Source organism: Thiobacillus denitrificans ATCC 25259 (genome assembly GCF_000012745.1).
GTDB classification, from domain to species: Bacteria; Pseudomonadota; Gammaproteobacteria; order Burkholderiales; family Thiobacillaceae; genus Thiobacillus; species Thiobacillus denitrificans_B.
This window is the reverse complement of the sequence record NC_007404.1, coordinates 2073350-2099494: the sequence shown is the minus strand read 5'-3', so window position 1 is coordinate 2099494 and position 26145 is coordinate 2073350. Positions and strand designations below refer to the sequence as shown.

Genomic DNA, 26145 nt, shown 5'->3' with positions numbered 1-26145 from the left:
GGGCTCGTGGTAGGAAAAGCAGCCGGGCCATCGCGTAAAATCCGGGCATGGATTTTACCGCGCCGGATCTTACGGCATCGTTGCTTCCGGAATCATTTCGCCTCGTCGGCTGGATCGGATTGGCGGTCCTCGCCTGGCGCTGGATGATGTCCGGAGACTGGCGTCGCCTCGCGGAACCGGCCCGGCTGAACCTGTTTCTCGGGGCAACGGTAACCATACTGGCATTGTGGCAGATTCGCACCGGCGTGCGGCCCGGACTCAGCTTTCACCTCTATGGCATCAGCGCGCTGACGCTGATGTTCGGCTTCTGGCGGGCGACCGTTGCCGGCGTGCTGATCCTAGTCGCCAATGCTGCGTTCGGACGCGGCAGTTGGGCCGGGCTCGGGGCCGACGCGCTGCTTCTGGCCGCGCTGCCCGCGGGCCTGAGCTGGGGCGTCCTCGGCGCCCTCGAGCGCTATCTGCCGAAGCATTTCTTCGTCTACGTGCTGGGAAACGGCTTCTTCGGCGCCGCCCTGGCGGTCGCCGCGATCGGGCTGGCGACGACGGCGGTCGTCGCCTGGTCCGGCGCCTACACGCTCGACTACCTGCTCTCGCACTACACGCCTTACGCGAGCCTGCTGCTGAGTTGGGCCGAGGCCTTCTCGACGGGCATGGCCGTCACGGTGATGGCGGTCTACCGCCCGCAGTGGCTGGAAACCTTCGATGACCTCAAGTATCTCCGCGACAAATAAACCCGCCGGCACGTCGCCCGGCCTGCGGATCACCTACCCTGACCTGCCCGTCGCCGCGCGGCGCGACGACATCCTCGCCGCGCTCGAGCGCCACCGCGTGCTGATCCTCTGCGGCGAAACCGGCTCGGGCAAGACGACGCAGATTCCCAAGATGTGCCTCGAGGCGGGTATTCCGCCCGGCAAGCTGATCGGCTGCACCCAGCCGCGGCGCATCGCCGCGCGCTCGGTCGCGGCGCGCATCGCCCAGGAACTCGGCAGCGAACTCGGCGGGCTGGTCGGCTACAAGGTGCGTTTCAGCGACAAGGTGCGTCCGGATACCGCAATCAAGGTCATGACCGACGGCATCCTGCTCGCGGAAAGCCAGGGCGACCCACTGCTCTCGCGCTACGACACGATCATCCTCGACGAGGCGCACGAGCGCAGCCTCAACATCGACTTTCTGCTCGGCTACCTCAAGACCCTGCTCGACAAGCGCGCCGATCTGCGCGTACTCGTCACCTCGGCGACGATCGACGCCGAACGCTTCTCGAAGCACTTCGACGACGCGCCTGTGATCGAAGTGTCGGGACGGCTCTATCCGGTCGAAATCCGCTGGCGTCCGATCGCGCGCGACGACGAGGCGGGCGCGCCCGGGAACAAGCGCGAGGCGGAAAAGCCCGGCCGGACGTACAAGGACGGCCCCGACCAGATCGCCGCCATCCTCGACGCGACCGACGAACTGGCGCGGCTCGGGCCCGGCGACATCCTCGTTTTCCTGCCGGGTGAGCGCGAAATCCGCGACACCGCCGAGGCGCTGCGTAAGCATCACCCGCCCGGAACCGAAATCCTGCCGCTGTTCTCGCGCCTGTCGGTCGCCGAACAGGACGCGATCTTCAAGCCGACGTCGGCGCTGCGGCGCATCGTGCTCGCGACCAACGTCGCCGAAACCTCGCTGACCGTTCCCGGCATCCGCTATGTGATCGACCCCGGCACGGCGCGAGTCAAGCGCTATTCGGCGCGCAACAAGGTCGAGCAGCTATTGATCGAGAAGGTGTCGCAGGCGTCGGCCAACCAGCGCGCGGGACGCTGCGGCCGCGTCGCCGACGGGGTGTGCATCCGGCTTTACGACGAGGCGGATTTTTCTAACCGGCCACGCTTCACCGACCCCGAACTGCTGCGTTCCTCGCTCGCCGGCGTCATCCTGCGCATGAAGTCGCTCGGCCTCGGCGACGTCGTCGGCTTTCCCTTCATCGACCCGCCGAGCAGCCGGCTCGTGACCGACGGCTATCAATTGCTCGGCGAGCTTCACGCACTCGACGAGCAGGGGCAATTGACGAAGATCGGCCGGCAGCTCGCGAAGCTGCCGCTCGACCCGCGCATCGCGCGCATGCTGCTGGCCGCCGAGCAGCAGCGCTGCGTGCGCGAAATCCTGATCATCGCGAGCGCGCTCTCGGTGCAGGACCCGCGCGACCGCCCGATGGAGCGCGCGCAGGCGGCCGACGAGAAGCACAAGCTTTTCCAGGACGAGCGTTCCGACTTCATGGGCTGGCTCAGGCTGTGGCGCTGGTACGAGGAGCAGGTGCAGCACAAGAAGACCAACCGCCAGCTGCAGACGCTGTTGCAGGATCATTTCCTGTCGCCACGGCGCATGCGTGAGTGGCGCGACATCCATGGGCAGTTGCACGCGCAGGTCGCCGAGCTGGGGCTGCGCGAGAACGAGAAGGACGCCGGCTACGACGCGATCCATCAGGCGCTGCTGAGCGGCCTGCTCGGCAATATCGGTTTCAAATCCGACGACGGCCGCGCAAAGACCGGCGCGGGGCGGCCGAAGCCCGGTGAAGGCAACTACCTGGGCGCCCGCGGCATCAAGCTCTCGATCCACCCCGGCTCGGCGCTGGCGAAGAAGGGCCCGAAATGGATCATGGCCGCCGAGCTCACCGACACCGGCCGCCTGCTCGCGCGCACCGTCGCCGAGGTCCGTCCCGAGTGGATCGAGGGCGCGGGCCGCCACCTGCTCACGCGCATGTACATCGAGCCGCACTGGGAGAAGGACGGCGCGCGCGTCGTCGCCTGGGAGCGCGTGAGCCTCTACGGCATCACGCTCGTGCCGCGGCGCAAGATCCACTACGGCCCGATCGATCCCGAGCTTGCGCGTGAACTCTTCATCCGCGGTGCGCTTGTCGCCGGCGATTACGACACGCGCGCGCCGTGGTTCGCACACAACCGCGCGCTGATCCAGGAAATCGAGGACCTCGAGCACAAGGCCAGAAAATCCGGTGTCTGGCTCGACGAGGCCCGCATTTACGGCATCTTCGACGCGCGCGTTCCGGCCGGCATCCACAATGGCGTGGCGTTCGAGAAGTGGCGGGCCGAGGCGGAGGCCGCCGACCCCCGCACCCTGTTTCTGCGCCGCGAGGACATCCTCGGCGAGGGGCTCGGCGCCGATCACACGCTCTTCCCGGAGTCGATGCAGGTCGATGGCGTGATGTGCGCGCTCAAATACCGCTTCGAGCCGGGTCACCCGCTCGACGGCGTCACGCTGCGCGTGCCGCTGTATCTGCTCAACCGGATCGAAGCGCCGCAGATCGACTGGCTCGTTCCCGGCCTGATCCGCGAGAAATTGACCGCGCTGCTCAAGTTCCTGCCCAAGGACAAGCGCCGGCCGCTGATTCCACTGCCCGATACGGTCACGGCGTTTCTGTCGAGCGCGCAGCCCGGCGAGCGGGTGCTGACCGAGGCGCTGGCCGCCTTCGTTCGCAAAAAAACCGGCGCCGACATCCATCCCGACGACTGGCGCGGCGAATTGCCCGCCCACCTCAAAATGAACCTCTGCGTCGTCGACGACAGCGGACAGGAACTCGCGAGCGGCCGCGACCTTGGCGCGCTGCGTCAGCAGCTCGGCGGCGCTGCGCGCATCACCTACGGGGGCGGGGCCGCCGACAGCGAGTTCGAGCGTACCGGGCTGCTCGAATGGGATTTCGGCGACCTGCCGGAGCAAGTCAAATTCAAGCGCGGCGGCCGCGAGCTGACCGGCTATCCCGCGCTCGTCGACACCGGCACGAGCGTCGACCTGCGTCTCATCGACACGGCCGAGGCGGCGCGGGGCGAGACGCGACGCGGCGTGATCCGCCTGCTGCGACTCGCGCTCGCCGCGCAGTTCAAGCAGCTCGACAAGGACCTTGGGCGCGAGACGGCGCTCGCGTTGAAATTCCGCACGCTCGGCAGTCCCGAAACCCTGCGCGCGCACTTGCTCGACGCGATCGCCGCCCGCGCGCTGCTCGGCGACGACGAGACGCCGCGCGACGCAAAGGCTTTCGCCAGGCAGAAGGAGCGCGCCAAGCCGCGTGTCGCCGTCGTGAAGCAGGCCCTACTGCGCGACGTCGCGGAGATCCTCGACCTGCACGCGCAGGTGGCGGCGCGCCTCGCGGCCAAGCCGCAGTTCACGGCGGTGATGCGCGATGAGACGGCCCACCTCGCGGCGCTGGTTCCGTCCGATTTCATCACCGCCACGCCGTGGCCGCGGCTGAAAGACCTGCCGCGGTACCTGCGCGGCATCCTCAAGCGCTTGGAGAAGCTGCCGGCGGCCGAGCAGCGCGACGCGCGCGCCATGGCCGGCGTGCTGACGCTGCAGAATAAATATCAGGCACGACGGGCGCAGGTACGCGGCGAGCTTCCCGCCGCGCTCGACGATTTCCGCTGGCAACTCGAGGAACTGCGGGTCTCGCTGTTCGCGCAGGAGCTGAAGACGCCGTACCCGGTCTCGGTCAAGCGGCTCGACAAGGTCTGGGACACGCTTGCCAGGCAGCCGCTCGATCAGTAGGGTAGGCGCGTGGAGACGCGCGTTTTGAATCTGCCGAACAGCATCAGCCTGCTGCGCCTGGCGGCCGTGCCGCTCGTCGCCTGGCTGATTCTGCAACAGCACTGGTTCGCAGCCTGCCTGCTGTTTCTCGCGGCGGCTGTCTCCGACGCGATCGACGGCCTGCTCGCACGCTGGCTCGAGCAGACGACGCCGCTCGGCGCGGCGCTCGATAGTGTCGCCGACAAGGCGCTGGGCCTGGTGACGCTCGTGCTGCTGACGCAGGCCGGCGCGATCCCCGTCTGGGTGGCCGTCGCGATCCTGCTGCGCGACAGCGTGATCGTCCTCGGCGCGCTGTGCTATCGCGGCCTCGCGGGTCACCTCGACATCCATCCGACCTGGCTCGGCAAGGCGCACATGTTCGTCGCGTTCGCGATGCTTGCGCTCGTGCTGGGCACGCGTGCCGACCTGCTCGCGCTCGGCGCCTGGCAAACGCCGCTATTCGCGGCCGTATTCGGAATCGCCGTCGCCTCGGGCGTGCAATACGTCTGGATATGGGGCGGCCGGGCGAGGCGCGAGCGGCAGGATGCCGTCTTCAAGGCCGGCAGCGAGGGCCTGGAACCGTAACCCACTCAAGGCTGCCCGCCTTGGTTGATTCAACGCGCTGGTGGTGCCGTGGGGTACGACCAGGCGCGCCGCAGCGCGTCGAGGGTCCGCGTCACCTCGTCGGCGTGCGTGGCGACGTCGACCGCATCGAAGCGGGCCGCGATGCGCCCGTCCGGCGCGATGATGAAGGTCTTGCGCCGTGCCAGCCGGGTGAATCCGAGATCGAGCGCACTGCCGTAGGCGCGGGCGATCCCGCCCTCGGTGTCTGCGAGCAGCGGAAACGTCAGATCGTGTTTGCGCGCGAAGTCGGCGTGGCGAGCGGAGGTGTCGACGCTGATTCCGAGCACGGAGGCGCCGCGTTCTTCGAGCGTCGCCCGCGCGTCCCGAAACGCGCATGCCTCGCGCGTGCAGTGCGGCGTGTCGTCGCGTGGGTAGAAGTAAAGTACGAGCCAGCGCCCCGCGTAGTCGCCGAGGCTTCGCGTCAGGCCGTTTTGGTCGCGCAGCGCAAAGTCTGGGGCCGCGCCGCCCTCGACCGCCTGCCCGCGCGGACGCCTCATCCACATCACCGCACTTGCGAGCAGCAACAGTCCGGCGAGCAGTCCCAGTGTCAGCGTCAGCATGTTCCGTCCTCCGCGCGCATCATAGCGCGTGGGGTCGCGCGCGTTCGGCGATCGATGCGGGATTCGGTAGAATGCGCGCCACGCCCCGGTAGCTCAGTGGATAGAGCAACCCCCTCCTAAGGGGTAGGTCGGACGTTCGACTCGTCTCCGGGGCGCCATCCAAGCATTTCATCCAGTATCACCCGGTCAAGAAAACCCAAGAAAATAAGCGACTATCGCCTTTTCTGTTGTGTCATTTCATTTCACGGCGTAGCATCGAAACACCGTCAGACTGACGGTAGTTCATACGGTATGCGGGACTGTCAAAAGTCACATACCGTCACACGAAAGGAGCGCGCCGTGGCGCTGACCGATACCGCCGTCAAGAAGGCCAAGCCGGGCGACAAGCCCTACAAGATGGCCGACGAAAAGGGACTGTACTTGCTGGTGAACCAGGCCGGGAAGTACTGGCGTATGGATTACCGCTTTCTAGGCAAGCGCAAGACGCTGGCGCTGGGGGTGTACTCCGACGTGAGCCTTGCCCGCGCCCGCCAGAAACGCGACGACGCGCGGGCGATGCTGGCCGATGGCACGGACCCCGGCGAGCAGCGCAAGGAAACCAAGCGCGCCAACCAGGCAGCGCAAGCCAACTCGTTCGAGGCCGTGGCACGGGAATGGCACGCGATGAAACTCAAGCGGAAGTGGACGCAATCGACCGCGGACAAGACCATGGCGCAGCTCGAGGCCTATGTCTTTCCTGAGATGGGACACCTGCCCATCGCCAGCGTGAAGGCTTCGCAATTGCTGGCGATGCTACGCAAAGTGGAGAATCGCGGCATTGCCTACACTGCCGTCCGTCTACGCGAAGTGTGCGGGCAGATATTCCGCTATGGCGTGGCGACCGGCAGGGCGGAAGACAACCCCGCGGCGCACCTTCTAGGCGCCCTGCATAAGCCCGAGGTCAATCACCGGCCGGCCATCACCGATCGGCGCGGCTTTGGCGCCTTCCTGCGCGATCTGAGAGAGGCCACCGGCTACGATGCCGTCACCCGCCACGCGGCTTATTTCGCGTTGTTGACGTTTGTTCGCGCCCAGGAATTTCGTTACGCCAAGTGGGAAGAAATCGACTGGCAGGCCAAGGAATGGAAAGTCCCGGCCAAGCGCATGAAGACCGGCAAGGCCTTGCCAGCCCATACCGTGCCCCTGTCGCAGCAGGCGCTCGCGCTGTTAACCGAATTGAAGAACCTCACCGGGCATTCGCCCTACCTGTTTCCCAAGGTGAAAGGCTACGGCGACGCGGAAGTCATATCCGAGAACACCGTCGGCAAGATGCTGAACAAGATGGGGTATCAAGGGCGCCAGTGCGTGCATGGGTTTCGGGCCTCGGCGCGCTCGATCCTGAGTGAGCAGGGATGGAGCCGCGAGGCGATGGAACGCCAGCTAGACCACAAGGAGACGGATAGCACTGTAGCCGCCTACGCGAGATCCGAGCATCTGCCCGAGCGACGCAATATGATGCAGGCGTGGGCGGACACTTGCGACGCGCTGGAAACCGGGGCGGAAATTATCCTGCTGCCTCGGACGGCTTAATGTTTTTGCGTGAACAGGGTTGAAAGTCGGTGAAATGTGCTTTATGGTTCGGGGTAGGGGCCATTGCGTCCTTTTGAAATCCAGAAAAACCGCAAACCGGCCATAAGCCGGTTTTTTCGCGTCCGCTGACCGCATCATTACTCGTAGGTTGTGGCTCAAAGCCCAGTACGCTCCCGAGCTCGGGTTTTCTTCGTTCACACCAAGCACCAAGCAAGCCGCCTTCGGGCGGTTTTTTTTCGTCTTTAGCAACCAGCCGCCTTCGGGCGGTTTTTTCATTTGAGACCAGAAAATGAACGGTATCCAGAATCTAGACGCCATGCCGGACTGCGGCTTCGTTGCGGTGCGCTCACTGGCGGCATGGCTTGGAGTTTCGCAAGTCACTGTTTGGCGTTGGGCAAAGGCGGGGAGACTGCCTGCCCCGCGCAAATTGGGTAAAGGTACAACCCGTTGGAACGTCGGCGAAGTCCGGGCGGCGCTTGCCAGCCTAGCAGGCTGAGCGGAGGCGCTGATGGAAAAAGAGAAAGGCCACCCGCAGGCAGCCCAAAACACCCAACCCGACCACAACGACAATTCAGCCCACTCACAAAGCATGCGCTTGCTCGCAGCGTTTGAAGCTCGACGCTCGGTAACGACCATTGAAGCGAGAGGCGATCTCGATATTCTGATGTCGGCCGCCCGCGTGTTCGAGCTGAGCGCGAGGGGCTTCGAGATTGTAACGATATGGACGAATGCGCCGACCGAGTGCGGGCGTAGGCATCGCGTTGCCCGCTATGTGTTGATGAAGGTGGCGCCATGAGCTCAGACCGGCAATATCTGCGCCTCAAGAAATTGGTGGGCAGGGATATTGTTCGCGTCGCTTCGAAACACAACCTACGAGAGCTTCAGGCCGAGTTGGGGGCAGGAAGCCATATCGACCACACCCGTATTGGCCTTAATCGGGTCGTAGCTGGGCCGGACCGTGCTGACGATGTTGCGGCCGAGGCGGAACGGCTGATGCACAGCGCCGGGGTAGCACGGCTGCGACGCGACGCGGTTCGCGGCGTTGAAATAATCGTCAGCCTGCCGTCGTCATCGACCATCGACCCCGAGTCCTTTTTTTCCGAGTCGCTGGCTTGGGTGCAGGGTTTCTTCTCCGTGCCGGTCTTGTCCGCTGTGATTCACCTCGACGAAGCTGCGCCGCATTTCCATGTATTGCTGCTGCCGCTGGTTGACGGGCGTATGGCCGGAAGCGACCTCGTGGGCAACAGAACCCGCCTACACGCTATGCAAACGAGTTTCTTCGAACAGGTGGGACGCGGGTACGGGCTGACCCGTCCGAAAGTGCAGAAGCGTTTGAATCCGGCGACAAGGAATAAAGCCGCCTCGTTGATTATGACGGCGCTCCAGAGCAGCCCGGAGATGTTGTTGCGGCCAGAAGTCGAAAACGCCTTGCTGGATCTTCTGAAGCCTAATCCTGCGCCCATGCTCACGGCATTGAGTTTGCCGATGCCGCTGCGGGAAATGGAGCGACAAACGTTTGTCGGAATCATGACCAAGCCTTGCAAACCTGAGAAGCCTATAGGGCTTGGTCGCGATTCCAAGCCTATAGGGTTTGCGGAGGTGTCACCCAAAAAACGTCGATCCCTATCCTGTGTAGGGTTCGCTAGAAAGCCGTCACCTTTGCCCGACCCTGAAAGTCATCCTGAGGAGACTAGCAGCGAAGAGTTTACCCGTTGCCACGACGATGTTCCTTCGGCGTACTGGGATAGTGAGCGCGGGGAGTACCGACTGCCGGCAGTGCCCACTCGACAAACACAGCTTGGATGAAGTGGAAGCCCTTTAATGGCGCGGATTTCGAGCCGGTTCGAGTTCGGTATCCAGATTTTCTTCCTAATGATTTCGTATTCTGTGAGGGCTGAATAATGGGTACTGGCGGCATGAGATACGGCGCAGGCCGTCCGGGATGGAAGCGAAAGGCCGAACAGTCGTTGGCATTCGACGTGCGGCAGATCGCCAAGAAAGGGCTGCTGCGGCGGGGGGCTTTTTCATGGCAATGGTCAAATAACTACGGGGAGAAAATCGGCAGCGTGGGCGTGCGTGTTGCTGGTGATCCCGAGCGAGTTATCCTTGCTTACCAGTGGACGCCCTATAACGGCGAGCCGCGCCATGTTGAATGCTCGCTATGGATAGCGCACTCGCCATGCAATTACGGCGGTTCCCGTCCGTGGTTTCTGTGCCCTTCATGCGGGCGGCGCTGCGCCTTGGTCTATTACGGCGCACCTGGCGGGCGCTATGCGTGTCGTCGCTGCGTTCGTGTTACCTACCTCAGCCAATGCGACGATGAAATGGCGCGGTTATGGCGCAGGCAGCGCAAGCTTGAACGCAAGTTGGCTGAGGGCGCTGATGAGTGGAACGGTTGGGAGCGGCCCAAGGGGATGCACCAGAAGACCTTTGATCGCCTGCGTAATCAGATATGGGAACTGGAAATGCGGAGGGATGAAGTGTTCGAGACTCAGGCCGCTTCCTTGTTGGGGCGATTGGGCGTTCTTATCTAAACCAGGCCGATACTTGCTTGCGGCCTCGCACCATGCCACCGAGCAAGCTCAATCCCGCTAAAAACATTATGAAGGAATGGGGTTCTGGGACGCTGGCGGGCGTGCCCTCAACAATCAAACCAAAACCGCTCGGGTGGGAAGTCCAGTCGGTGTAGTAATCATTCCTCACAGCCATTTTCGTGGGAAACGGGGGGGGAAATTCAAGCGCTCCATTGAACGTCTGGGTACCCCGGATTTCGTAGGTCACCCAGTAATTCCCCGACGCAACAAACCAATTTAAGCCACTTAGACCAAACCAGCCTTTGATGGAGGGGCTGCCGTCAATAGAAAACTCGTTTGAGAAGAGTTGATCCCCCGGCAAACCTGAGCGTTCGCTGTAGAGAGACAGCGTCAGCGTTCCTGGATTGCCAATCCAGAAATAACTAGCGATGTCCGTGATGTTATATGAGCCTGACAGAGAGAAGCCGGCGCCTACTGACTGGTGCGCGTAGGGGTAATTTATTACAGAAATCGCGCCGTTTTGAGTTAGCTCGGGTGACCCTGTGTCAACGAGGGTTGCCGCGTCTGCCAAGAGACACGCCCCAGATAACATTACTGCCACAGTAATTTGTGTTGCTCTGACAAGCATTATTCTCTCCCCTTTTAAGGCGAGAGCTTACATGCAAATGATTGGAAGACGGAGCGACAACGGCTATGGGGTGGCGGTAGTTGTGGCGGTAGTTGAGTAATCCGCAAATCACATAACAAGCGATAGAAAGGCTTGTGGCGTTATGTTCGATTCGTCTCCGGGCGCCATTCCGTCCCCAAGCGTACACTTGACACAGCCTCCGACAGAGATCGCGCGCGCAGGCCCGATGCCGAATGGCCGGACGTGGGCCGCGAGTCAAGCGAACTGGCCCGGTTTTTGCCCGTCATGCAGGACATGGACGCAACCTACACCCATTACGAACGCCTTGCCGTTTCCCGCGATGCGCCGCCCGAAGTGATACGCGCGGCCTACAAGGCGCTCAGCCAGAAATACCATCCGGACAAGAATCCGGGCGACAGCGAAGCCGCGCGCGTCATGACGCTGTTGAATCAGTCCTATGACGTGCTGATGGATCCGGTGCGCCGGGCCGAGTACGACGCGTCGCTCGACGCGCCGGACGATGCGGGCGACGAGCCGCCAATCTCCGAGCCTGAAGAAGACAGTCCACGCCTCGCGTTCGTGCTCCCGATCCTAGTGCGTACCCGGCTCGGTACGCGCGGCGCGCTTCTGCTAGCCTTCGGCGGCGTTTTTGTAATTTCCGCCCTGGTCGGGGGAATTCTTGCAAAGGCGCAGGAGAAGGAGGACGCGATGGAGGCGCAGTGGGCGGCTCACGTGCGGGAGGATCGCACGACCGTCGCCTCGAACGCGCCGCCCCCGGTGTCGGCACTTGCGATGGGCAACGCGCCGGCGTACGAAAGCCCGGCCATCGTGCCCGGCCCGGCTGCCGAGTCCGCCCGCCCAGAGCCGGAAGAGGAGGTGACACTGGCGATTGCCGACCCGGCCCCGGGCCCGGCGCTGCCGCCCCCCCTTGAAGCGAAGGACGCACGCGGCGCAACGCTTGCGGCCGAAGAGGCAGGCGTGGAAACCCCGTCTCCGGAAACCGCGCCCGCGTCCGCGTCCGACAAGCCCGACGCGAAGGCTGACCGTTCTCCCGGCAAGGAGAAGCCCGCCGCCTGTGCCGCGTCGGAAGGTGACCCCTTCCCGAAAGAGTCCTACAGCGGCTATCTTCCCGGCCAGCCGGCGATGAACGTGAGCGGGCGCTCGACATTCACGGTGGACAACATGCATGTCGACGAGGACGTTCTGGTCAAGCTCGTCGACGTCGGCAATCCGACCTTCGCGCGAAGCTTCCAGGTCAGGGCGAATTCCAGTTTCACCGCCGAACAACTCGGCCACGGCAAGTACAAGGTGCTGTATCGCGCGAGGAAATCGAACTGCGACTGGCACGCGCTCGGCCGCGTGTTCGACCTTCGCGAGGAGGAAGCGGACGGCGCTGCGCGTCCCACGAACGTCAAGGTCACCCTGCACGCGGGCGAAGACATCGCGTCTTCGGAAGCCGAACGAAACTGAAAGTCGTCCCTGGTGTGTCGCATCGCGCAGCGCGAGCGACGGAAATGAACAATAGCGGCGCAGGCCGCTATGTTTTTTCGATGGTGTTTTGTGCCGAGGTCGGATGACCTGGATGCACCTCACGCATGGAGGTGGCGTCCCCACGGGGATTCGAACCCCGGTTACCGCCGTGAAAGGGCGATGTCCTAGGCCTCTAGACGATGGGGACCCGGACGACGGAATGAACCGCCAACTTTTTACTGCTTCCTGAAGAGCTGAGTCAGGGCGACGCCGAGCAGTAAACCGACGAAGCCCAATGGTACCAGTGCCAGCCAGAATTGCGCCTGCTCACCGCCATTCGTCATCTTCCAGAACCCGACGATCAGTCCGACGATGCTCAGTATCAACCCCATTAACGTGGTGATGACGCCAAGCGTATGCACGGTACTTCCTGTCAAGTTGGTGGAGGTAAGCGGGATCGAACCGCTGACCTCTTGCATGCCATGCAAGCGCTCTCCCAGCTGAGCTATACCCCCAACGAAGCCGCGCATTCTATAGATGCCTTGCGCGCTTGTAAAGCGTTTGCGGCAATTATCAATCGGGAAAAAGCTTGCCGGGGTTGAGCAGACCGTGCGGATCGAACTGACGCTTGATGGCGCGCATCAACTCGAGCGTCGCGGGCGCGATTTCGAGCGGCACGAACTTGCGCTTCTCGGTGCCGATTCCGTGCTCGCCCGAGAGCGTGCCACCGAGTGCGATCACGCGCAGCATGATCGATTCGAGGGCGAGGTGGGCGCGCGCGAGCGCGTCCCCGTCGTCAGGATCGACCATCACGTTGACGTGCAGGTTGCCGTTGCCGGCGTGGCCGAAGGATACGATCGGCAAGCGTTGCGCGCCGGCGACGTGATCGATGAAATCGACGAAGTCGGCGAGAGCCGACACCGGCACGACGACGTCCTCGTTGAGCTTGAGCGGGGCGATGCGTTTGACCGCATGCGAGAGCGAACGCCGCGCTGCCCAGAGCTGAGCGATCGCGTCGCGGTCGAAACCGCTGCGCATTTCGAGCATGCCGTCGCCGGCGAGGGCATGCTCGAGCGCTTCGATCTGGCGGGGGAGGTCGTCCGCCCGGCCGTCGGCCTCGACCATCAGGAGCGCGCGCGTGCCGTCCGGGAGATCGTCCGCGGCGCCGGTGGGGCGGATCGCGTCGATCGCATGCTGGTCCATGAATTCGAGCGCACACGGTGTCACCGCCTGGCGCATCACCCGGCTGACCGCCTCGAGCGCGGCGTGGTTGCTCGCGAAGCACACGCGCAGCGTCGCGACGCCTTCGGGCGCTGGCAGCAGCTTGAGCGTGGCTTCGGTGACGAGGGCGAGCGTGCCGCCCGAGCCGACGAGCAGACGCGTCAGGTCGTAGCCGGTCACACCCTTCGTGGTGCGGCAGCCGGTGCAGATTTCCTCGCCGGTGCCGGTCACCGCGCGCAGGCCGAGCACGTAGTCGCGCGTGACGCCGTATTTGACGGCGCGCGGTCCGGCGGCGTTCATCGCGAGGTTGCCGCCGATGCGGCTGTAGGCGGCGCTGCCGGGATCGGGCGGATAGAAGAGCCCGGCGCTGCGCGCGAGGCGATCGATCTCCTCCGTGACCACGCCGGGCTCGACGACGACGAGGCGATTGACCGGGTCGAATTCCTTCACCCAGCGCATGCACTCGAAGCTGACGACGACGCTGCCCGGCGAGGGCAGCGCGCCGCCGACGTTGCCGGAGCCGGCGCCGCGCGGCGTTATCGCGACGCGGTGCTCGACTGCGACGCGCACGAGCGCGACCACGTCGTCGTGCGAGCCGGGAAACAGAACGGCGTCGGGGTCTACCCGGCGCGGGGTCTCGTCGCTCGCATAGAGCGCGCGCGTCGCGGCGTCGTCGAATACGCGCTCGCCCCCGAGCGCGGAACGGAAGGCGGCAAGCGCGGTGTCGGACAGCATGGCGGAAGCAAAGACGTAAGGGTCAGGCCGGGTTTTCCGGGGGGAGCTGCAGAATCAACTGGCCGATCATCTCGGCGTCGAAATCCATCCCGATGTCCCAGCCGGGATTGATCGAGATCGGCACGCCGCCGCCGATGCGCCGGAGCAGCCAGGAAAACTCTGTGAGGATGCCACCGGAAAAGTCGGGGAAGTGTTCGACGATGGGCTTCGCGCGTTCGGGGCTCGTGAAGACCACGAGCACGCGTTCACCGTCGTCGTCCTCGATGATCAGCGGCTCGGCCTGAGTCGTGCGCTGGAAGCCCTGGATCTGATCCTTTTCGTCGCGCACGGGCATGAACAGCTGCTGATCGGCGAGCGACCGTGCGAAGGATTCGGGATCGAGCTTGCCGACGTGGACGGCGACGAGCTGTTCTTCAAGCGCGTTATGCGGGACGAAGTTCATGGTCGGGGAATTCTGCAGGGTTAAGCGCAGTGTAACGTAAGCCACGCGCCTTGCCAGTCCGGCAGGCGCGAGGGCTCAGGGTTCCCAGCGTTCGGGATGCGCCCAGAAACGCGCGTTGAGCCAGTCAGGGACGCTCTTGTAGGTATCGATGTCGTAATCGTAGACGCGGGTTCCGGTCTCAACGTCGACCAGCGAAACGACGAAGCCGAGCGCCCGGAATCCGGCCTCGTCGAGCGCGCACCCGGCATGGGCGACCAGCAGCAGGCGTTGCGCCGAATAGGTGCGGATGCGGCCGATCAGTTGTTCGATCGCGTTGGCGGCGAGTCCGTTCAGCGCGTCGACCCCGAGTGCCACGACGCAGCGCGGCGGCTCAGACTCGTGGTAGCGCTGGATCGTCAGGTCCGGCAGGGCGGCCGCGGCCAGTTCGAGCGCGGCAGGATCGAGCGCGCACACGCTTGCGGGCTTTGCTTCACGCAGCAGGGCTTCCACGTGCGCGGGCCAGTTCACGCTCAGGTTTTCGGCGGCACGCGGACGAGGCGCGTGCCGGCGACCCGGTCGTGGAAGAACTGGCGCTCGCGGTCGAACAGCGCCCACCAGTATCCCGCGCCGACCAGCAGCGCGCCGGCGAGCGCGAGCGCGAAGCGAAGCACGGCCTGGCGGAACGAGACCCTGCCGCCCGAGCGGTCGTCGAGGCGGATGCGCCAGGTCTTCATCGCGAGCGTCTGTCCGCTGCGCAGCCAGAACGTGGCGAAATACGCGAACAGCACGACGACGAGATAGGCCTGGAACAGATGCCGCTGCCAGCCCCTGTGGAGGTCGCCGACGACCGGCAGAACGATGAACGAGGCGACGAAAAAGACCGCGATGACGAGCAGGGATTCGTAGATCATCGCAGCCACGCGGACCGGCAAGGAGGCGGGGACGAAGGTTGTTGCGTTGTCTTGCATGGTCGCTCTATATTGAAACCGGTGCGACACTTTGCCACACCGCGCCGCACACGAATCAGAACAACGGAGGGGCTCGATGCACATCATAAAGCAGCTCATGGCCATTCCCGGGGTGGTCGCTGCCGGCGAATACGCGTACCGCGGTGATCGCTTCTCCTACCAGGGCGCACTGACCGACGAGTTCGCACGCATGGCGTCGATTCTCTGCCGCGCCAACACGCTGTCGGTCAACATGCAGTCGGAGATCTTCGATTCCTTTGCCGAAAATTGCGGCTGTCGCCCGGTCCAGGGCTGGATCGTGCGCGGCGCCGAGATCACGGTCTGCGTCGTCGGAAACTATTTTGCCTTCATCGAAAACCGTCACGATCTGCTCAACGACGTGATGACGATCATGCGCGCCAAGATCGGCGACATCGAGGACGATCTGCTCGTGAATCTTTACGCGCGGATCGGCGGCGACGCGCGCGAAGCGCTGTACTGAAGTCCGATATCAACAAGGGAGGGGTATGGATCTGCAAAAACTGATGGAGTTGCCGGGTGCGCTCGCCGCATTCACCTACAGCGATCGCGGGGACCTGCAGGCGCACGAACTGCGCGAAGGCACCGAAATCACTCCGCAGATGCTCGATCTGTTGAGCCGTTCCTGTGTCGCCAATCTCGCGATTGCCGGCATGGAGGCGCGCGGCTGGGAAGCGGTCACCGGACAGAGCGGCTTTCAGCCGCTGAAAGGCTTTTCGGTGGTCGGCCTCGAATGGTCGGTCGTCGTGAACGGCAATAGCGGCGTGGTCATACGCAACCGCGACGTCGACTACGAAGCCGCGTTCGCCGCGCTGCAAGTCGCCTGAGGAGGCTCCATGTCGCTGAAGAAGATCCTGGTGCTCGACGGGGTGATGACCGTGTGCCGCTTTCGCGACGACGGCGTGGTGATGGAGGCCGAGGGCCAGCTCTCGCCCGAACTGATGACGCGGCTGGCGAAATTCGCGCAGTGGTACCGGCGCATGGTCTCGGGCAATACCGATCTCTTGTCGCTGTTTTCGCAAATGCGCGGCTGGTCTCCGTCGCAGGGCTGGATCGTGCGGGGCGCCGAGACGACGGTCTGCAGCGTGGGCAATACCGTCTGTCTCGTCGAAAACGCCGACGCGTCGTTGAACCAGATCATGCAGGCGCTGGCCGAAGCGGCCCACGAGTAGCCGCCTGCGTCCCCGGCAAAAAGCCCGCCGACCGGGTCTTTTGCCGTCGCCAGCATTTTTTTCCATTCCCACAGCTGGAAACGCGCCACGCGAAGGCGTTTTCTTGACCGAAACGCGGCAAAACGATTACCCTCACGGGTTCACCAACGAATTGATTTTTTGCCAGTTTATGGAAGCCACGGGCGCCGAGATCGTCGTACGTTGTCTGGCTGAAGAGGGGGTCGAGTTCGTCTTCGGCTATCCCGGCGGAGCCGTGCTCAACATCTACGACGAGATCTTCAAGCAGAACAGGTTCAAGCACGTGCTGGTGCGCCACGAACAGGCGGCCGTCCACGCTGCCGACGCCTATGCGCGCTCGACCGGCCGCGTCGGCGTGGCGCTCGTCACCTCGGGGCCCGGCGTCACCAACGCTGTGACCGGCATCGCCACGGCGTATATGGATTCGGTGCCGATCGTCGTCGTCACCGGCCAGGTGCCGACGCCCGCGATCGGGCTCGACGCCTTCCAGGAAGTCGACACCGTCGGCATCACACGGCCCTGCGTCAAACACAATTTCCTCGTCAAGGACGTCAAGGATCTGGCCGCGACGATGAAGAAGGCCTTCATCATCGCAGCCACCGGTCGCCCCGGCCCGGTGGTCGTCGACGTACCCAAGGACGTGACCTACCACGTGACCGAGTTCGAATATCCGGCCACGGTCGAGATGCGTTCGTACAACCCCGTTGTCAAAGGCCACAGCGGTCAGTTGAAGCGCGCCGTGCAGATGCTGCTCGAAGCCAAGCGCCCGATGATCTACGCGGGCGGCGGCGTCGTCCTCGGCGACGCGTCGGCGCAGCTGACCGAACTCGCGCGCCTGCTCGGCTTTCCCTGCACCAATACGCTGATGGGTCTCGGCGGTTATCCTGCGACCGACAGGCAGAACCTCGGCATGCTCGGCATGCACGGCACCTATGAAGCGAACATGGCGATGCAGCACTGCGACGTGCTGCTGGCCGTCGGCGCGCGCTTCGACGACCGCGTGATCGGCAACCCCGCGCACTTCGCCAAGGAGCAGCGTCGCATCATCCACATCGACATCGACCCGTCTTCGATCTCGAAGCGCGTCAAGGTCGACGTGCCCATCGTCGGCGACGTCAGGAACGTGCTGCGCGACATGCTGAGCCTGCTGAAGCAGGCCAAGGAAGTGCCCGACGCTGCGGCGCTCAACGCGTGGTGGACGCAGATCGAATTGTGGCGCTCGAAGAACTGCCTCAAGTACAACCGCAACAGCCCGATCATCAAGCCGCAGTATGTGGTCGAAAAGCTGTGGGAAGTCACCAAGGGCGACGCCTTCATCACCTCCGACGTCGGCCAGCACCAGATGTGGGCGGCCCAGTACTACAAGTTCGACAAGCCGCGCCGCTGGATCAATTCCGGTGGCCTCGGCACCATGGGCGTCGGCCTGCCGTATGCAATGGGCGTGCAACTCGCGCATCCGGAGGCGCAGGTCGCCTGCATCACCGGCGAGTCGTCGATCCAGATGAACATCCAGGAGCTTTCGACCTGCAAGCAGTACCGCATTCCGGTCAAGGTCGTCACGCTCAATAACCGCTACATGGGCATGGTGAGGCAGTGGCAGGAGTTCTTCTACGGCAGCCGCTACGCCGAGTCGTACATGGAGTCGCTGCCCGACTTCGTCAAGCTCGCCGAAGCCTACGGCCACGTCGGCATGCGCATCGACAAGCCCGAGGACGTCGAAGCGGCGCTCAAGGAAGCCTTCTCGCCTGTACTCAAGGAAAGAATGGTGTTCATGGACTTCCAGACCGACCAGACCGAGAACGTCTTCCCGATGGTCGAAGGCGGCAAGGGCCTGTCGGAAATGATTCTGGCGGAGGAGCTGTGATGAGCACCCGCCATATCATTTCGCTCTTGATGGAGAACGAGGCGGGTGCGCTGTCGCGCGTCGCCGGTCTCTTCTCCGCGCGCGCCTACAACATCGAATCGCTCACGGTCGCACCGACCGAGGATGCCACGCTCTCGCGCATGACCATCGTCACGGTCGGCTCGGAAGACATCATCGAGCAGATCACCAAGCAGCTGAACAAGCTCGTCGACGTCATCAAGGTCATGGATCTGACCGAAGGCCGTCACATCGAGCGCGAGCTCATGCTGGTCAAGGTCAAGGCGACGGGCCTCGGGCGCGAGGAGATGAAGCGCACCGCCGACATCTTCCGCGGGCGCATCATCGACGTCACCGATTCGACCTACACGATCGAACTGACCGGCACCGGTTCCAAGCTCGACGCCTTTCTCGAGGCGATCGATCCTGCCCTGATCATCGAGACCGTGCGCACCGGAGCGTCCGGCATCGGACGCGGTGAGCGCAGCCTCAAAGTCTGATTTTCAATTCGCATTCATTTTTTTGCCCAGGAATTCACCATGAAAGTTTATTACGACAAGGACGCCGACCTTTCCCTCATCAAGCAGCGCAAGGTCGCGATCGTCGGTTACGGTTCGCAGGGCCACGCCCACGCCAACAACCTCAAGGATTCCGGCGTCGACGTCACGGTCGCCCTGCGCCCGGGTTCGGCTTCGGCGAAGAAGGCCGAGAACGCCGGCCTGACCGTCAAGAGCGTGCCCGAAGCCGTCGCCGGGGCCGACCTCGTCATGATCCTCACGCCCGACGAGTTCCAGTCGCGGCTCTACCGCGACGAGATCGAGCCGAACATCAAGCAGGGTGCGACGCTCGCGTTCGCCCACGGCTTCTCGATCCACTACAACCAGGTCGTGCCGCGCGCCGACCTCGACGTGATCATGATCGCGCCCAAAGCCCCGGGCCACACCGTGCGTTCCGAGTTCGTCAAGGGCGGCGGCATCCCCGACCTCATCGCGATCTATCAGGACGCGTCGGGCAAGGCCAAGGAAACCGCGCTCTCCTATGCATCGGCGATCGGCGGCGGCCGCACCGGCATCATCGAGACGACCTTCAAGGACGAGACCGAGACCGACCTCTTCGGCGAGCAGGCCGTGCTGTGCGGCGGCGCGGTCGAGCTGGTGAAGGCCGGCTTCGACACGCTCGTCGAGGCGGGCTACGCGCCCGAAATGGCCTACTTCGAGTGCCTGCACGAACTCAAGCTGATCGTCGACCTGATGTACGAAGGCGGCATCGCCAACATGAACTACTCGATCTCCAACAACGCCGAGTACGGCGAGTACGTGACCGGCGTCAAGGTCATCAACGAGCAGTCGCGCGCGGCGATGAAGGAGTGCCTCGCCAACATCCAGAACGGCGCCTACGCCAAGCGCTTCATCCTCGAAGGCCAGGCCAACTACCCCGAAATGACCGCATGGCGCCGCAACAACGCCGCGCATCAGATCGAAGTCGTCGGCGCCAAGCTGCGCTCGATGATGCCGTGGATCGCCGCGAACAAGCTCGTCGACCATTCGAAGAACTGAGGGGCAGGGGTCAGGGGTCGGGGATCTGGGATCAGGGGGTGTGCGGCTGCGCCGGCCTCTTCCCCCCGGATCCCTGAATCCTGAATCCTGAACCCTGAATCCTATGAAAAATCCCATCATCGCCCGCGAGGGCTGGCTCGTTCTGCTGGCGGCGTTCGGCGCCGCGCTGATCGCTACCTGGCTCATCGGCTGGTGGTCGGTGCCGTTCTGGATCTGGGCGGTGTTCGCCCTGCAGTTCTTCCGCGATCCCGCGCGCGTGCCGCCCGCCGACGCGGACGCCGTGATCTCGCCGGCCGATGGTCGTATCGTCTCGGTCGAGAAGGTGCGTGATCCTCACCTCGAACGCGACGCGCTCAAGATCAGCGTGTTCATGAACGTCTTCAACGTCCATTCCAACAAGAGTCCGGTCGACGGCGAGATCAAGGCGCGCTGGTATACCCCCGGCAGCTTCGTCAATGCCGACCTCGACAAGGCGTCGACTGAGAACGAGCGCAACGCGCTGTGGATCCAGAGCGAACGCGGCGATGTCGTCGCCGTGCAGATCGCTGGCCTGATCGCGCGCCGCATCCTTTGTTACGTACGGACAGGCGACCGACTCCTGCGTGGCCAGCGCTACGGCTTCATCCGCTTCGGCTCGCGGGTCGACGTCTATCTTCCGACGAGCGCGCGCGCCGCGGTCTCGATTGGTCAGAAAGTGACCGGCGGGCGTACCATACTCGCTCGCTTTTAGCGCGGCGCGGCCTTCACGCGCGCCCCACCTAGCGGTCCCGGTTTGTCGCGGCAGCACCGCCGCGATATTTGTGTCAACACGCCCTGGGTTCGTCATGCTCGAATACCACCATCGCAAGACCGAATCACGCCACACCCGGATGCGCGACCGCGGCATCTATCTGCTGCCCAATCTCTTCACGACCGGCGCGCTGTTCGCGGGCTTCTACGCCGTCGTGCAGGCGATGAATGGCCGCTTCGAACACGCGGCGGTCGCGATCTTTATCGCCATGGTGCTCGACGGACTCGACGGCCGGGTCGCGCGGATGACCCGCACGCAGAGCGCCTTCGGCGCCGAGTACGACAGCCTCTCCGACATGGTGTCATTCGGCGTCGCGCCGGCGCTCGTGATCTACGAATTCGCGCTACAGGGTATGGGAAAGCTCGGCTGGATCGCCGCTTTTGTCTACTGTGCGGGCGCTGCCCTGCGCCTCGCGCGCTTCAACACCCAGCTGGATGTCGTCACCGACAAGCGCTTTTTCCAGGGCCTGCCGAGCCCGTCGGCCGCCGCGCTGATCGCGGGTTTCGTCTGGGTCATGGTCGAGTACGGGGTCGTCGGCGAGGACGTGCGCTGGCTCGCCGCCATCATCGCGCTCTTCGGCGGGCTGACGATGGTCAGCAACTTCCGCTACTACAGCGGCAAGGAAATCAACCTGCGCAAAAGCGTGCCCTTCTTCGTCATCCTGCTGATCGTGCTCGCCTTCATCCTGATCTCGACGAGCCCGCCCGAAGTGCTGTTCGGCGTGTTCCTGCTCTACGGCCTCTCGGGCTACGGTTACGCGGTATGGTTGCTGTGGCAGCGCCGCAAGGCCTCCGCAGCGGGCTTGCAGGGCGAACAAAAATAGATAGAATTTGGACCATGTCCAATTGGTCGCAACCCTCCTTCCTCCTCTGCCTGTCGAGCCTCCTGTTCGGCAGCCTGCTGCTGCGCGTCGCGCGCGCACACTGAACCCCCCTCCCCCAGAGCAGTACCACGCGCCGCGAGTTGCATGCGGCAGCCCTATATAATGCGTCGGCATTTCGCGACCGCTCGCGACGCCGACCCACCATGGAGTCCACCATGAACGACCGCTTGTTTATTTTCGACACGACCTTGCGCGACGGGGAGCAGAGCCCGGGCGCCTCCATGACCAAGGACGAGAAGCTGCGCATCGCGCGTCAGCTCGAGAAGCTCGGCGTCGACGTCATCGAGGCGGGTTTCGCGGCTGCGAGTCCCGGCGACGCCGACGCAATCCGTGCGATCGCCGAGACGGTCCGCAATTCCACGGTCTGTTCGCTCGCGCGCGCCAACGAGCGCGACATCCATGCCGCTGGCGGCGCGATCAAGCCGGCAAAGTCCGGGCGCATCCATACCTTCATCGCGACCAGCCCGATCCACATGGAAAAGAAGCTGCGCATGCAGCCCGACCAGGTCGTCGAGGCGGCGGTCAAAGCGGTCAAGCTCGCGCGCGAATACACCGACGACGTCGAATTCTCGGCCGAAGACGCGGTGCGCTCCGACATGGATTTCCTCGTGCGGATCTTCGATGAAGTGATCAAGGCGGGCGCGAAGACGATCAACGTGCCCGACACGGTCGGCTACTCGATTCCCGCGCTGTGGGGCGAGCGCATGAAAGCGCTCATCGAGCGCGTGCCGGGGTCCGACAAGGTGATCTGGTCGACGCACTGCCACAACGACCTCGGCATGGCGGTCGCCAACTCGCTCGCCGCCGTCATGAACGGCGCGCGCCAGGTCGAGTGCACGATCAACGGCCTTGGCGAGCGCGCCGGCAACGCGTCGCTGGAAGAGATCGTGATGGCGGTGCGCACGCGTCGCGACGTGTTCGGCTGCGACACCCGCATCGACGCCACGCAGATCGTCCCGTCGTCGAAACTCGTCTCGACCATCACCGGCTATCCGGTGCAGCCGAACAAGGCCATCGTCGGCGCCAACGCGTTCGCCCACGAGTCGGGCATTCACCAGGACGGCGTTTTGAAGCACCGCGAAACCTACGAGATCATGCGCGCCGAGGACGTCGGCTGGAACGCGAACCGCCTCACGCTCGGCAAGCTCTCCGGCCGCAACGCCTTCAAGACCAAGCTCGCCGAGCTCGGCATCGTGCTAGACAGCGAGGAGGCACTCAACGCCGCGTTCGCGCGCTTCAAGGACCTCGCCGACAAGAAGCGCGAAATCTTCGACGAGGATCTGCAGGCGCTCGTCTCCGACGAAGGCTACGCGACCGAGGACGAGCGCTTCAAGCTCCTGTCGATGAAGGTGTGTTCGGAGACCGGCGAAGTGCCGCGCGCTCAGCTCGTGTTCACCGACGACGGCGCCGAAAAGCAGGCCAGCGGCGAGGGCTCGGGCCCGGTCGACGCGACCTTCAAGGCGCTCGAATCGGTCGTGCACAGCGGCGCCGATCTCTTGCTCTATTCGGTCAACAACATCACCAGCGGCACCGATGCGCAGGGCGAGGTGACCGTCCGGCTCGCGCAGGATGGCCGCGTGGTCAACGGACAGGGTGCCGACACCGACATCGTCGTCGCCTCGGCGAAGGCCTATCTGCATGCGCTCAACAAGCTGCACAGCAAACGCGAGCGCGCGCATCCCCAGGTGTGAGGCGGCTCCGTGAACTCGACTCGGGGGCGTTTCGCTTGATCCGGCTGGCTCCCCCGGGTAGGCTTCCGGCCATGACCACGCAATGCTTCACGACTTCTACAACCGGCTTCGCCAAACGATGTGGCGGGGGACGCGCGCCCCTTGTCGCAGTCCGCTCCTCTTCTAATTTGATTTTTGTTCACGGGGCACTGCGGGTCTGACCGCATTGCATCCTGTTTGCCGACGATCCGCCGTAGCCCTCTCAGGGTCTCGATCATGGCAAACACCTCCCACGCTGGGTTCATCACGCGGAACGCCCTGGTCGGCGTGCTCTTCGCGCTGCTCGCTGCGATCGGCTTTTCGGCCAAGGCCATCCTGGTCAAGCTCGCTTATCTGGATCGCGTCGACGCGGTGACCTTGCTGGCGTTGCGCATGGCGTTTTCGGCGCCGTTCTTCATCGGCGTCGCGCTGTGGGCCCGCCGCCAGCACGCGGATCCGCTCAGCCCCCGCGACCGGGTGCTCGTGCTCGGACTGGGGCTGCTCGGCTATTACCTCTCCAGTTTTCTCGATTTCCTCGGGCTGCAATACATCTCGGCCGGGCTCGAGCGACTGATCCTGTTCCTCTATCCGACGATGACCGTCGTCCTGTCGGCGCTCGTCTACAAGCGCGCGATCGGCCGGACCGTCATGGTGGCGATGGGGGTGTGCTACGCGGGAATCGCGCTGGTGTTCTTCCATGACCTGGGCACGCTGCAGGGCGGCATCGTGCTCGGGGCGTCGCTCGTATTCGCCAGCACGCTGAGCTACTCGGTCTACCTGGTCGGCGCGGGCCACGCGATCGCGCGGATCGGTGCGGCGCGCTTCACGGCCTACGCGATGATCGTGGCAACCCTTGCGAGCCTGCTTCGGTTCGCGTTCACCCACCCGATCGAGGCGCTCGGGCTACCGCTGCGGGTGTACGAGCTCGCCCTGGCGATGGCGATTTTCTCGACCGTGCTGCCGGTATTCCTTCTGTCGTACGCGATCCGCCGCATCGGCTCCGGCAGCACCTCGCTGATCGGCTCGATCGGGCCGATCAGCACGATTCTCATGGCGTATGTGTTCCTGCAGGAAGGGCTGTCCTTGCTGCAGATCGCCGGGTCCGCACTGGTGCTCGCGGGCGTGCTCCTCGTGAGTTTGAATAGCCGACGTACACGGGCGTAAAGCGAGTGGCCCCATTGCCGGGCCGGGAGCCGTCTTGCGTTGGCCGACTGAGGCCGTCGCTGCGACGAGGCCCCAGGCCTCCCTGGCCGCGACAGTCGTCTTGACATGCGAATTCCCGATCCCTATATTGAACGAATGTTCATTCGATATTAAATCGCCATGGCGCGCACGCCCGCAAAGGTCCCATCGGGAGAGGTCTACGAGCGCATCGTCGACGCGGCGCTACGCCTTTTCACCGAGCGCGGCTACTTCAATACGACAGTGCCCGATGTCGCGCGCGCCGCGCAAGTCAGCGTCGGCTCGATCTACCACCATTTCAAGGATAAAGAAGACGTCGCGCGGGCGCTGTATCTCGACTTGATCGCGCGCATGCAGCAGGCGCTGACCGAGATCGCGGGCGGGCACGCGAGCGCGCACGACCGTTGCCGGGCGGTGATGGCGATGCTGTTCGAGCTGACCGAATCGGATCGCGACGCCATGGATTTCATGCTCTACGCGAAGCATCGGGACTTCCTTCCTTCCGAGCGGCCGGTCTGTTCTTCCAAGCCTTTCGAGACCATGCGCAAATTCGTTCAGGAAGGCATGGCGCGCGGCGAGATCCGCGGAATGGACGTCATGGTGGCGACGTCCTGCCTTTTCGGCGGCGCCATCCGACTGATTACCGCGCGGCTCGACGGGGTTCTCGCCGAGCCGCTGCCCGCAAAGCTCGACGAGGTCTGGGCCTGTGCCTGGCGTGGGATCGCCGCCTAACATCGGCGGCGTTTTTTTTCGTTCATACCGAACGAATGTTCATTCGAAAGGAGTTGCAAATGAAATCCATGGCAATCGTGATACGTGAGGATGCGTACGACAAGCTGCTCACCCCGCTGGTATTCGCCTACCTCGCTTCGGCGGAACAGACCCAGGTCGACATGCTTTTCGTCAACTGGGCGGTCAAGGCGCTCACCGCGGAGGGTGCCGCGGGTCTTCGCATGGACGGACGACACGCTGGGGACGAGCAGCGGGTGCGTGACGCCGTCGCCAAGGCCGGGCTGCCGAACGACGTTTACGAGATCCTCAAGGCGCTGAAGGCGACCGGCTGCGTGAACCTGTATGCGTGCAGTCTCGCCGGCGCGATTTTCGGCGTCGACGAGGGCAATCTGATTCCCGAGGCCGAGGGCATCGTCGGCGCGTCGTGGTTCCTCAACGAGAAGGCCGCCAAGGCCGACCACTGCCAGTACTTCTGAGGAGACGAACATGCGCGAATCTATCGTCACCGCGACGCTCGACACGTCCGGGAAATGCTGCCCCATGCCCATCGTCGAGACGGGCAGGGCGATCAAGGCCCTCGCTCAAGGCGAGATTCTCGAGATCATCGCCACGGACAAGGGAACGCAGAAGGACATCCCGTCCTGGTGCGAGCGCACCGGCCAGACCCTGTTGTCGATGACCGAAGAAAACGGCGTTTTCCATTACCATGTCAGAAAAGATCGCTGAGCCCCACGAGCTGTGCGTGGGTTGCGTGTACTTCCCGCCCAATCTTCCGCGGCGCTGCTACGCCGAGGAAGATTGGGACATGTTGCAGCAGCGCAGCTGTTCGTTCGAGCATCTTCCGGGCGACGCCGGCTGTGCCGCATCACGCAAGACCTCCTGCAGCCTCGTGGATCTGAATGCGCTTGAAACACCGGCCCGCCGCGGCGACGCGTAATCGCGCGCG

At 64.0% G+C, this 26145-nt stretch carries 30 protein-coding genes and 3 tRNA genes; 24 read left to right on the top strand and 9 right to left on the bottom strand.

Annotated elements, in window-relative coordinates; all coding sequences use genetic code 11:
* The first annotated feature begins 80 nt into the window (after nucleotides 1-80).
* Genes TBD_RS10085 through TBD_RS10075 form a run of 3 tightly spaced genes read left to right on the top strand, consistent with a single transcriptional unit; the run spans nucleotide 81 to nucleotide 5133 of the window.
* Nucleotides 81-731 (top strand): energy-coupling factor ABC transporter permease, encoded by a 651-nt coding sequence (locus TBD_RS10085; protein ID WP_041433171.1) that lies wholly within the window; start codon nucleotides 81-83, stop codon nucleotides 729-731.
* Nucleotides 703-4530, top strand: coding sequence for an ATP-dependent RNA helicase HrpA (gene hrpA, locus TBD_RS10080; protein ID WP_011312520.1), 3828 nt, complete (start codon nucleotides 703-705; stop codon nucleotides 4528-4530). The genes TBD_RS10085 and hrpA overlap by 29 nt, the downstream gene beginning before the upstream one ends.
* A 9-nt stretch (nucleotides 4531-4539) precedes the next feature.
* Nucleotides 4540-5133 (top strand): CDP-alcohol phosphatidyltransferase family protein, encoded by a 594-nt coding sequence (locus tag TBD_RS10075; RefSeq protein WP_011312519.1) that lies wholly within the window; start codon nucleotides 4540-4542, stop codon nucleotides 5131-5133.
* A 29-nt stretch (nucleotides 5134-5162) separates the two neighbouring features.
* Here the strand turns inward: TBD_RS10075 and TBD_RS10070 are convergent, their stop codons facing one another.
* Nucleotides 5163-5732, bottom strand: coding sequence for a peroxiredoxin (locus TBD_RS10070; protein ID WP_011312518.1), 570 nt, complete (start codon nucleotides 5730-5732; stop codon nucleotides 5163-5165).
* Between the two features lie 82 nt (nucleotides 5733-5814).
* Between TBD_RS10070 and TBD_RS10065 the strand changes: the two genes are divergently transcribed.
* The 6 genes from TBD_RS10065 to TBD_RS14875 all read left to right on the top strand — a co-directional run bounded on the left by TBD_RS10065 (nucleotide 5815) and on the right by TBD_RS14875 (nucleotide 9835).
* A tRNA-Arg gene (locus TBD_RS10065) sits at nucleotides 5815-5890 on the top strand.
* Nucleotides 5891-6071: 181 nt separating this feature from the next.
* Nucleotides 6072-7301: a tyrosine-type recombinase/integrase gene (locus tag TBD_RS10060; RefSeq protein WP_041432683.1), complete on the top strand. Its 1230-nt coding sequence runs from the start codon at nucleotides 6072-6074 to the stop codon at nucleotides 7299-7301.
* Between the two features lie 289 nt (nucleotides 7302-7590).
* On the top strand, nucleotides 7591-7797 hold the full coding sequence (locus TBD_RS15260; RefSeq protein WP_011312516.1) for a helix-turn-helix transcriptional regulator: 207 nt from the start codon (nucleotides 7591-7593) through the stop codon (nucleotides 7795-7797).
* Nucleotides 7798-7809: 12 nt separating this feature from the next.
* Nucleotides 7810-8097: a helix-turn-helix domain-containing protein gene (locus TBD_RS10055; RefSeq protein WP_011312515.1), complete on the top strand. Its 288-nt coding sequence runs from the start codon at nucleotides 7810-7812 to the stop codon at nucleotides 8095-8097.
* The gene (locus TBD_RS10050) at nucleotides 8094-9107 is read left to right on the top strand and encodes a plasmid recombination protein (protein WP_011312514.1); all 1014 of its coding nucleotides are present in this window, start codon (nucleotides 8094-8096) and stop codon (nucleotides 9105-9107) included. Before TBD_RS10055 ends, TBD_RS10050 begins: the two co-directional genes overlap by 4 nt.
* Nucleotides 9108-9268: 161 nt before the next feature.
* Nucleotides 9269-9835, top strand: coding sequence for a hypothetical protein (locus tag TBD_RS14875; protein WP_148203042.1), 567 nt, complete (start codon nucleotides 9269-9271; stop codon nucleotides 9833-9835).
* On the opposite strand, the gene TBD_RS14870 is transcribed toward TBD_RS14875, so the two are convergent.
* Nucleotides 9828-10463: a PEP-CTERM sorting domain-containing protein gene (locus TBD_RS14870; RefSeq protein ID WP_011312512.1), complete on the bottom strand. Its 636-nt coding sequence runs from the start codon at nucleotides 10461-10463 to the stop codon at nucleotides 9828-9830. The genes TBD_RS14875 and TBD_RS14870 overlap by 8 nt on opposite strands.
* 132 nt (nucleotides 10464-10595) lie before the next feature.
* Here TBD_RS14870 and TBD_RS14865 point away from each other — a divergent pair, with 132 nt between their 5' ends.
* Nucleotides 10596-11933, top strand: a complete 1338-nt coding sequence (locus TBD_RS14865) for a J domain-containing protein (RefSeq protein WP_202943204.1) — start codon at nucleotides 10596-10598, stop codon at nucleotides 11931-11933.
* A gap of 132 nt (nucleotides 11934-12065) precedes the next feature.
* Here the strand turns inward: TBD_RS14865 and TBD_RS10035 are convergent.
* The 7 genes from TBD_RS10035 to TBD_RS10005 form a co-directional block, all read right to left on the bottom strand.
* Nucleotides 12066-12141 (bottom strand) — tRNA-Glu (locus TBD_RS10035).
* Between the two features lie 28 nt (nucleotides 12142-12169).
* Entirely contained in the window at nucleotides 12170-12355 is a 186-nt protein-coding gene (locus TBD_RS10030) for a hypothetical protein (protein ID WP_041432681.1), read from the bottom strand.
* A 17-nt stretch (nucleotides 12356-12372) separates the two neighbouring features.
* A tRNA-Ala gene (locus tag TBD_RS10025) sits at nucleotides 12373-12448 on the bottom strand.
* 58 nt (nucleotides 12449-12506) lie between these two features.
* Nucleotides 12507-13889: an FAD-binding oxidoreductase gene (locus TBD_RS10020; RefSeq protein ID WP_011312510.1), complete on the bottom strand. Its 1383-nt coding sequence runs from the start codon at nucleotides 13887-13889 to the stop codon at nucleotides 12507-12509.
* Between the two features lie 22 nt (nucleotides 13890-13911).
* Nucleotides 13912-14331 carry an SseB family protein gene (locus tag TBD_RS10015; protein WP_041432679.1) on the bottom strand — a complete coding sequence of 140 codons (420 nt, stop codon included), beginning with the start codon at nucleotides 14329-14331 and terminating at the stop codon, nucleotides 13912-13914.
* Nucleotides 14332-14406: 75 nt separating this feature from the next.
* The gene (locus TBD_RS10010; RefSeq protein ID WP_011312508.1) at nucleotides 14407-14838 is read right to left on the bottom strand and encodes a DUF6231 family protein; all 432 of its coding nucleotides are present in this window, start codon (nucleotides 14836-14838) and stop codon (nucleotides 14407-14409) included.
* A 2-nt stretch (nucleotides 14839-14840) separates the two neighbouring features.
* Nucleotides 14841-15278 carry an RDD family protein gene (locus TBD_RS10005; protein WP_011312507.1) on the bottom strand — a complete coding sequence of 146 codons (438 nt, stop codon included), beginning with the start codon at nucleotides 15276-15278 and terminating at the stop codon, nucleotides 14841-14843.
* 76 nt (nucleotides 15279-15354) lie between these two features.
* On the opposite strand from TBD_RS10005, the gene TBD_RS10000 reads away from it, so the two are divergent.
* From TBD_RS10000 to TBD_RS09935, 14 genes are all read left to right on the top strand, one after another.
* The gene (locus TBD_RS10000; protein WP_011312506.1) at nucleotides 15355-15759 is read left to right on the top strand and encodes a DUF2173 family protein; all 405 of its coding nucleotides are present in this window, start codon (nucleotides 15355-15357) and stop codon (nucleotides 15757-15759) included.
* Between the two features lie 25 nt (nucleotides 15760-15784).
* Nucleotides 15785-16123, top strand: coding sequence for a DUF2173 family protein (locus tag TBD_RS09995; RefSeq protein ID WP_011312505.1), 339 nt, complete (start codon nucleotides 15785-15787; stop codon nucleotides 16121-16123).
* A 9-nt stretch (nucleotides 16124-16132) separates the two neighbouring features.
* On the top strand, nucleotides 16133-16468 hold the full coding sequence (locus tag TBD_RS09990) for a DUF2173 family protein (RefSeq protein ID WP_011312504.1): 336 nt from the start codon (nucleotides 16133-16135) through the stop codon (nucleotides 16466-16468).
* Nucleotides 16469-16637: 169 nt separating this feature from the next.
* Entirely contained in the window at nucleotides 16638-18350 is a 1713-nt protein-coding gene (locus tag TBD_RS09985) for an acetolactate synthase 3 catalytic subunit (protein WP_041433162.1), read from the top strand.
* Complete coding sequence (gene ilvN, locus TBD_RS09980) at nucleotides 18350-18847, top strand: acetolactate synthase small subunit (protein WP_011312502.1); 498 nt, start codon at nucleotides 18350-18352, stop codon at nucleotides 18845-18847. Before TBD_RS09985 ends, ilvN begins: the two co-directional genes overlap by 1 nt.
* A gap of 39 nt (nucleotides 18848-18886) precedes the next feature.
* Nucleotides 18887-19903 (top strand): ketol-acid reductoisomerase, encoded by a 1017-nt coding sequence (ilvC, locus tag TBD_RS09975; RefSeq protein ID WP_011312501.1) that lies wholly within the window; start codon nucleotides 18887-18889, stop codon nucleotides 19901-19903.
* Between the two features lie 103 nt (nucleotides 19904-20006).
* Nucleotides 20007-20633 (top strand): phosphatidylserine decarboxylase, encoded by a 627-nt coding sequence (locus TBD_RS09970; RefSeq protein ID WP_011312500.1) that lies wholly within the window; start codon nucleotides 20007-20009, stop codon nucleotides 20631-20633.
* A gap of 94 nt (nucleotides 20634-20727) precedes the next feature.
* Entirely contained in the window at nucleotides 20728-21516 is a 789-nt protein-coding gene (gene pssA, locus TBD_RS09965) for a CDP-diacylglycerol--serine O-phosphatidyltransferase (RefSeq protein WP_011312499.1), read from the top strand.
* A 215-nt stretch (nucleotides 21517-21731) separates the two neighbouring features.
* Nucleotides 21732-23267, top strand: coding sequence for a 2-isopropylmalate synthase (locus TBD_RS09960; protein ID WP_011312498.1), 1536 nt, complete (start codon nucleotides 21732-21734; stop codon nucleotides 23265-23267).
* A 255-nt stretch (nucleotides 23268-23522) separates the two neighbouring features.
* Complete coding sequence (locus tag TBD_RS09955; RefSeq protein WP_011312497.1) at nucleotides 23523-24449, top strand: DMT family transporter; 927 nt, start codon at nucleotides 23523-23525, stop codon at nucleotides 24447-24449.
* A gap of 159 nt (nucleotides 24450-24608) precedes the next feature.
* Nucleotides 24609-25199, top strand: coding sequence for a TetR/AcrR family transcriptional regulator (locus TBD_RS09950; RefSeq protein WP_011312496.1), 591 nt, complete (start codon nucleotides 24609-24611; stop codon nucleotides 25197-25199).
* A gap of 59 nt (nucleotides 25200-25258) precedes the next feature.
* Complete coding sequence (locus tag TBD_RS09945; protein WP_011312495.1) at nucleotides 25259-25675, top strand: DsrE family protein; 417 nt, start codon at nucleotides 25259-25261, stop codon at nucleotides 25673-25675.
* 10 nt (nucleotides 25676-25685) lie between these two features.
* Nucleotides 25686-25925 (top strand): sulfurtransferase TusA family protein, encoded by a 240-nt coding sequence (locus TBD_RS09940; protein WP_011312494.1) that lies wholly within the window; start codon nucleotides 25686-25688, stop codon nucleotides 25923-25925.
* Complete coding sequence (locus tag TBD_RS09935; RefSeq protein WP_041432676.1) at nucleotides 25906-26136, top strand: hypothetical protein; 231 nt, start codon at nucleotides 25906-25908, stop codon at nucleotides 26134-26136. Before TBD_RS09940 ends, TBD_RS09935 begins: the two co-directional genes overlap by 20 nt.
* The last annotated feature ends 9 nt before the right edge of the window (nucleotides 26137-26145 follow it).

Excerpts from the sequence above, each read along its gene's own strand:
- TBD_RS10070 (WP_011312518.1), bottom strand. The coding sequence starts at position 5,732 with ATGCTGACGCTGACACTGGGACTGCTCGCCGGACTGTTGCTGCTCGCA.
- TBD_RS09955 (WP_011312497.1), top strand. The coding sequence starts at position 23,523 with ATGGCAAACACCTCCCACGCTGGGTTCATCACGCGGAACGCCCTGGTC.
- hrpA (WP_011312520.1), top strand. The coding sequence starts at position 703 with ATGACCTCAAGTATCTCCGCGACAAATAAACCCGCCGGCACGTCGCCC.
- TBD_RS09945 (WP_011312495.1), top strand. The coding sequence starts at position 25,259 with ATGAAATCCATGGCAATCGTGATACGTGAGGATGCGTACGACAAGCTG.
- ilvC (WP_011312501.1), top strand. The coding sequence starts at position 18,887 with ATGAAAGTTTATTACGACAAGGACGCCGACCTTTCCCTCATCAAGCAG.
- TBD_RS09960 (WP_011312498.1), top strand. The coding sequence starts at position 21,732 with ATGAACGACCGCTTGTTTATTTTCGACACGACCTTGCGCGACGGGGAG.
- TBD_RS09990 (WP_011312504.1), top strand. The coding sequence starts at position 16,133 with ATGTCGCTGAAGAAGATCCTGGTGCTCGACGGGGTGATGACCGTGTGC.
- pssA (WP_011312499.1), top strand. The coding sequence starts at position 20,728 with ATGCTCGAATACCACCATCGCAAGACCGAATCACGCCACACCCGGATG.
- TBD_RS10000 (WP_011312506.1), top strand. The coding sequence starts at position 15,355 with ATGCACATCATAAAGCAGCTCATGGCCATTCCCGGGGTGGTCGCTGCC.
- ilvN (WP_011312502.1), top strand. The coding sequence starts at position 18,350 with ATGAGCACCCGCCATATCATTTCGCTCTTGATGGAGAACGAGGCGGGT.
- TBD_RS10050 (WP_011312514.1), top strand. The coding sequence starts at position 8,094 with ATGAGCTCAGACCGGCAATATCTGCGCCTCAAGAAATTGGTGGGCAGG.
- TBD_RS09985 (WP_041433162.1), top strand. The coding sequence starts at position 16,638 with ATGGAAGCCACGGGCGCCGAGATCGTCGTACGTTGTCTGGCTGAAGAG.
- TBD_RS14870 (WP_011312512.1), bottom strand. The coding sequence starts at position 10,463 with ATGCTTGTCAGAGCAACACAAATTACTGTGGCAGTAATGTTATCTGGG.
- TBD_RS10005 (WP_011312507.1), bottom strand. The coding sequence starts at position 15,278 with ATGCAAGACAACGCAACAACCTTCGTCCCCGCCTCCTTGCCGGTCCGC.
- TBD_RS09970 (WP_011312500.1), top strand. The coding sequence starts at position 20,007 with ATGAAAAATCCCATCATCGCCCGCGAGGGCTGGCTCGTTCTGCTGGCG.
- TBD_RS09940 (WP_011312494.1), top strand. The coding sequence starts at position 25,686 with ATGCGCGAATCTATCGTCACCGCGACGCTCGACACGTCCGGGAAATGC.
- TBD_RS10015 (WP_041432679.1), bottom strand. The coding sequence starts at position 14,331 with ATGAACTTCGTCCCGCATAACGCGCTTGAAGAACAGCTCGTCGCCGTC.
- TBD_RS15260 (WP_011312516.1), top strand. The coding sequence starts at position 7,591 with ATGAACGGTATCCAGAATCTAGACGCCATGCCGGACTGCGGCTTCGTT.
- TBD_RS09995 (WP_011312505.1), top strand. The coding sequence starts at position 15,785 with ATGGATCTGCAAAAACTGATGGAGTTGCCGGGTGCGCTCGCCGCATTC.
- TBD_RS10020 (WP_011312510.1), bottom strand. The coding sequence starts at position 13,889 with ATGCTGTCCGACACCGCGCTTGCCGCCTTCCGTTCCGCGCTCGGGGGC.
- TBD_RS09935 (WP_041432676.1), top strand. The coding sequence starts at position 25,906 with ATGTCAGAAAAGATCGCTGAGCCCCACGAGCTGTGCGTGGGTTGCGTG.
- TBD_RS10055 (WP_011312515.1), top strand. The coding sequence starts at position 7,810 with ATGGAAAAAGAGAAAGGCCACCCGCAGGCAGCCCAAAACACCCAACCC.
- TBD_RS09950 (WP_011312496.1), top strand. The coding sequence starts at position 24,609 with ATGGCGCGCACGCCCGCAAAGGTCCCATCGGGAGAGGTCTACGAGCGC.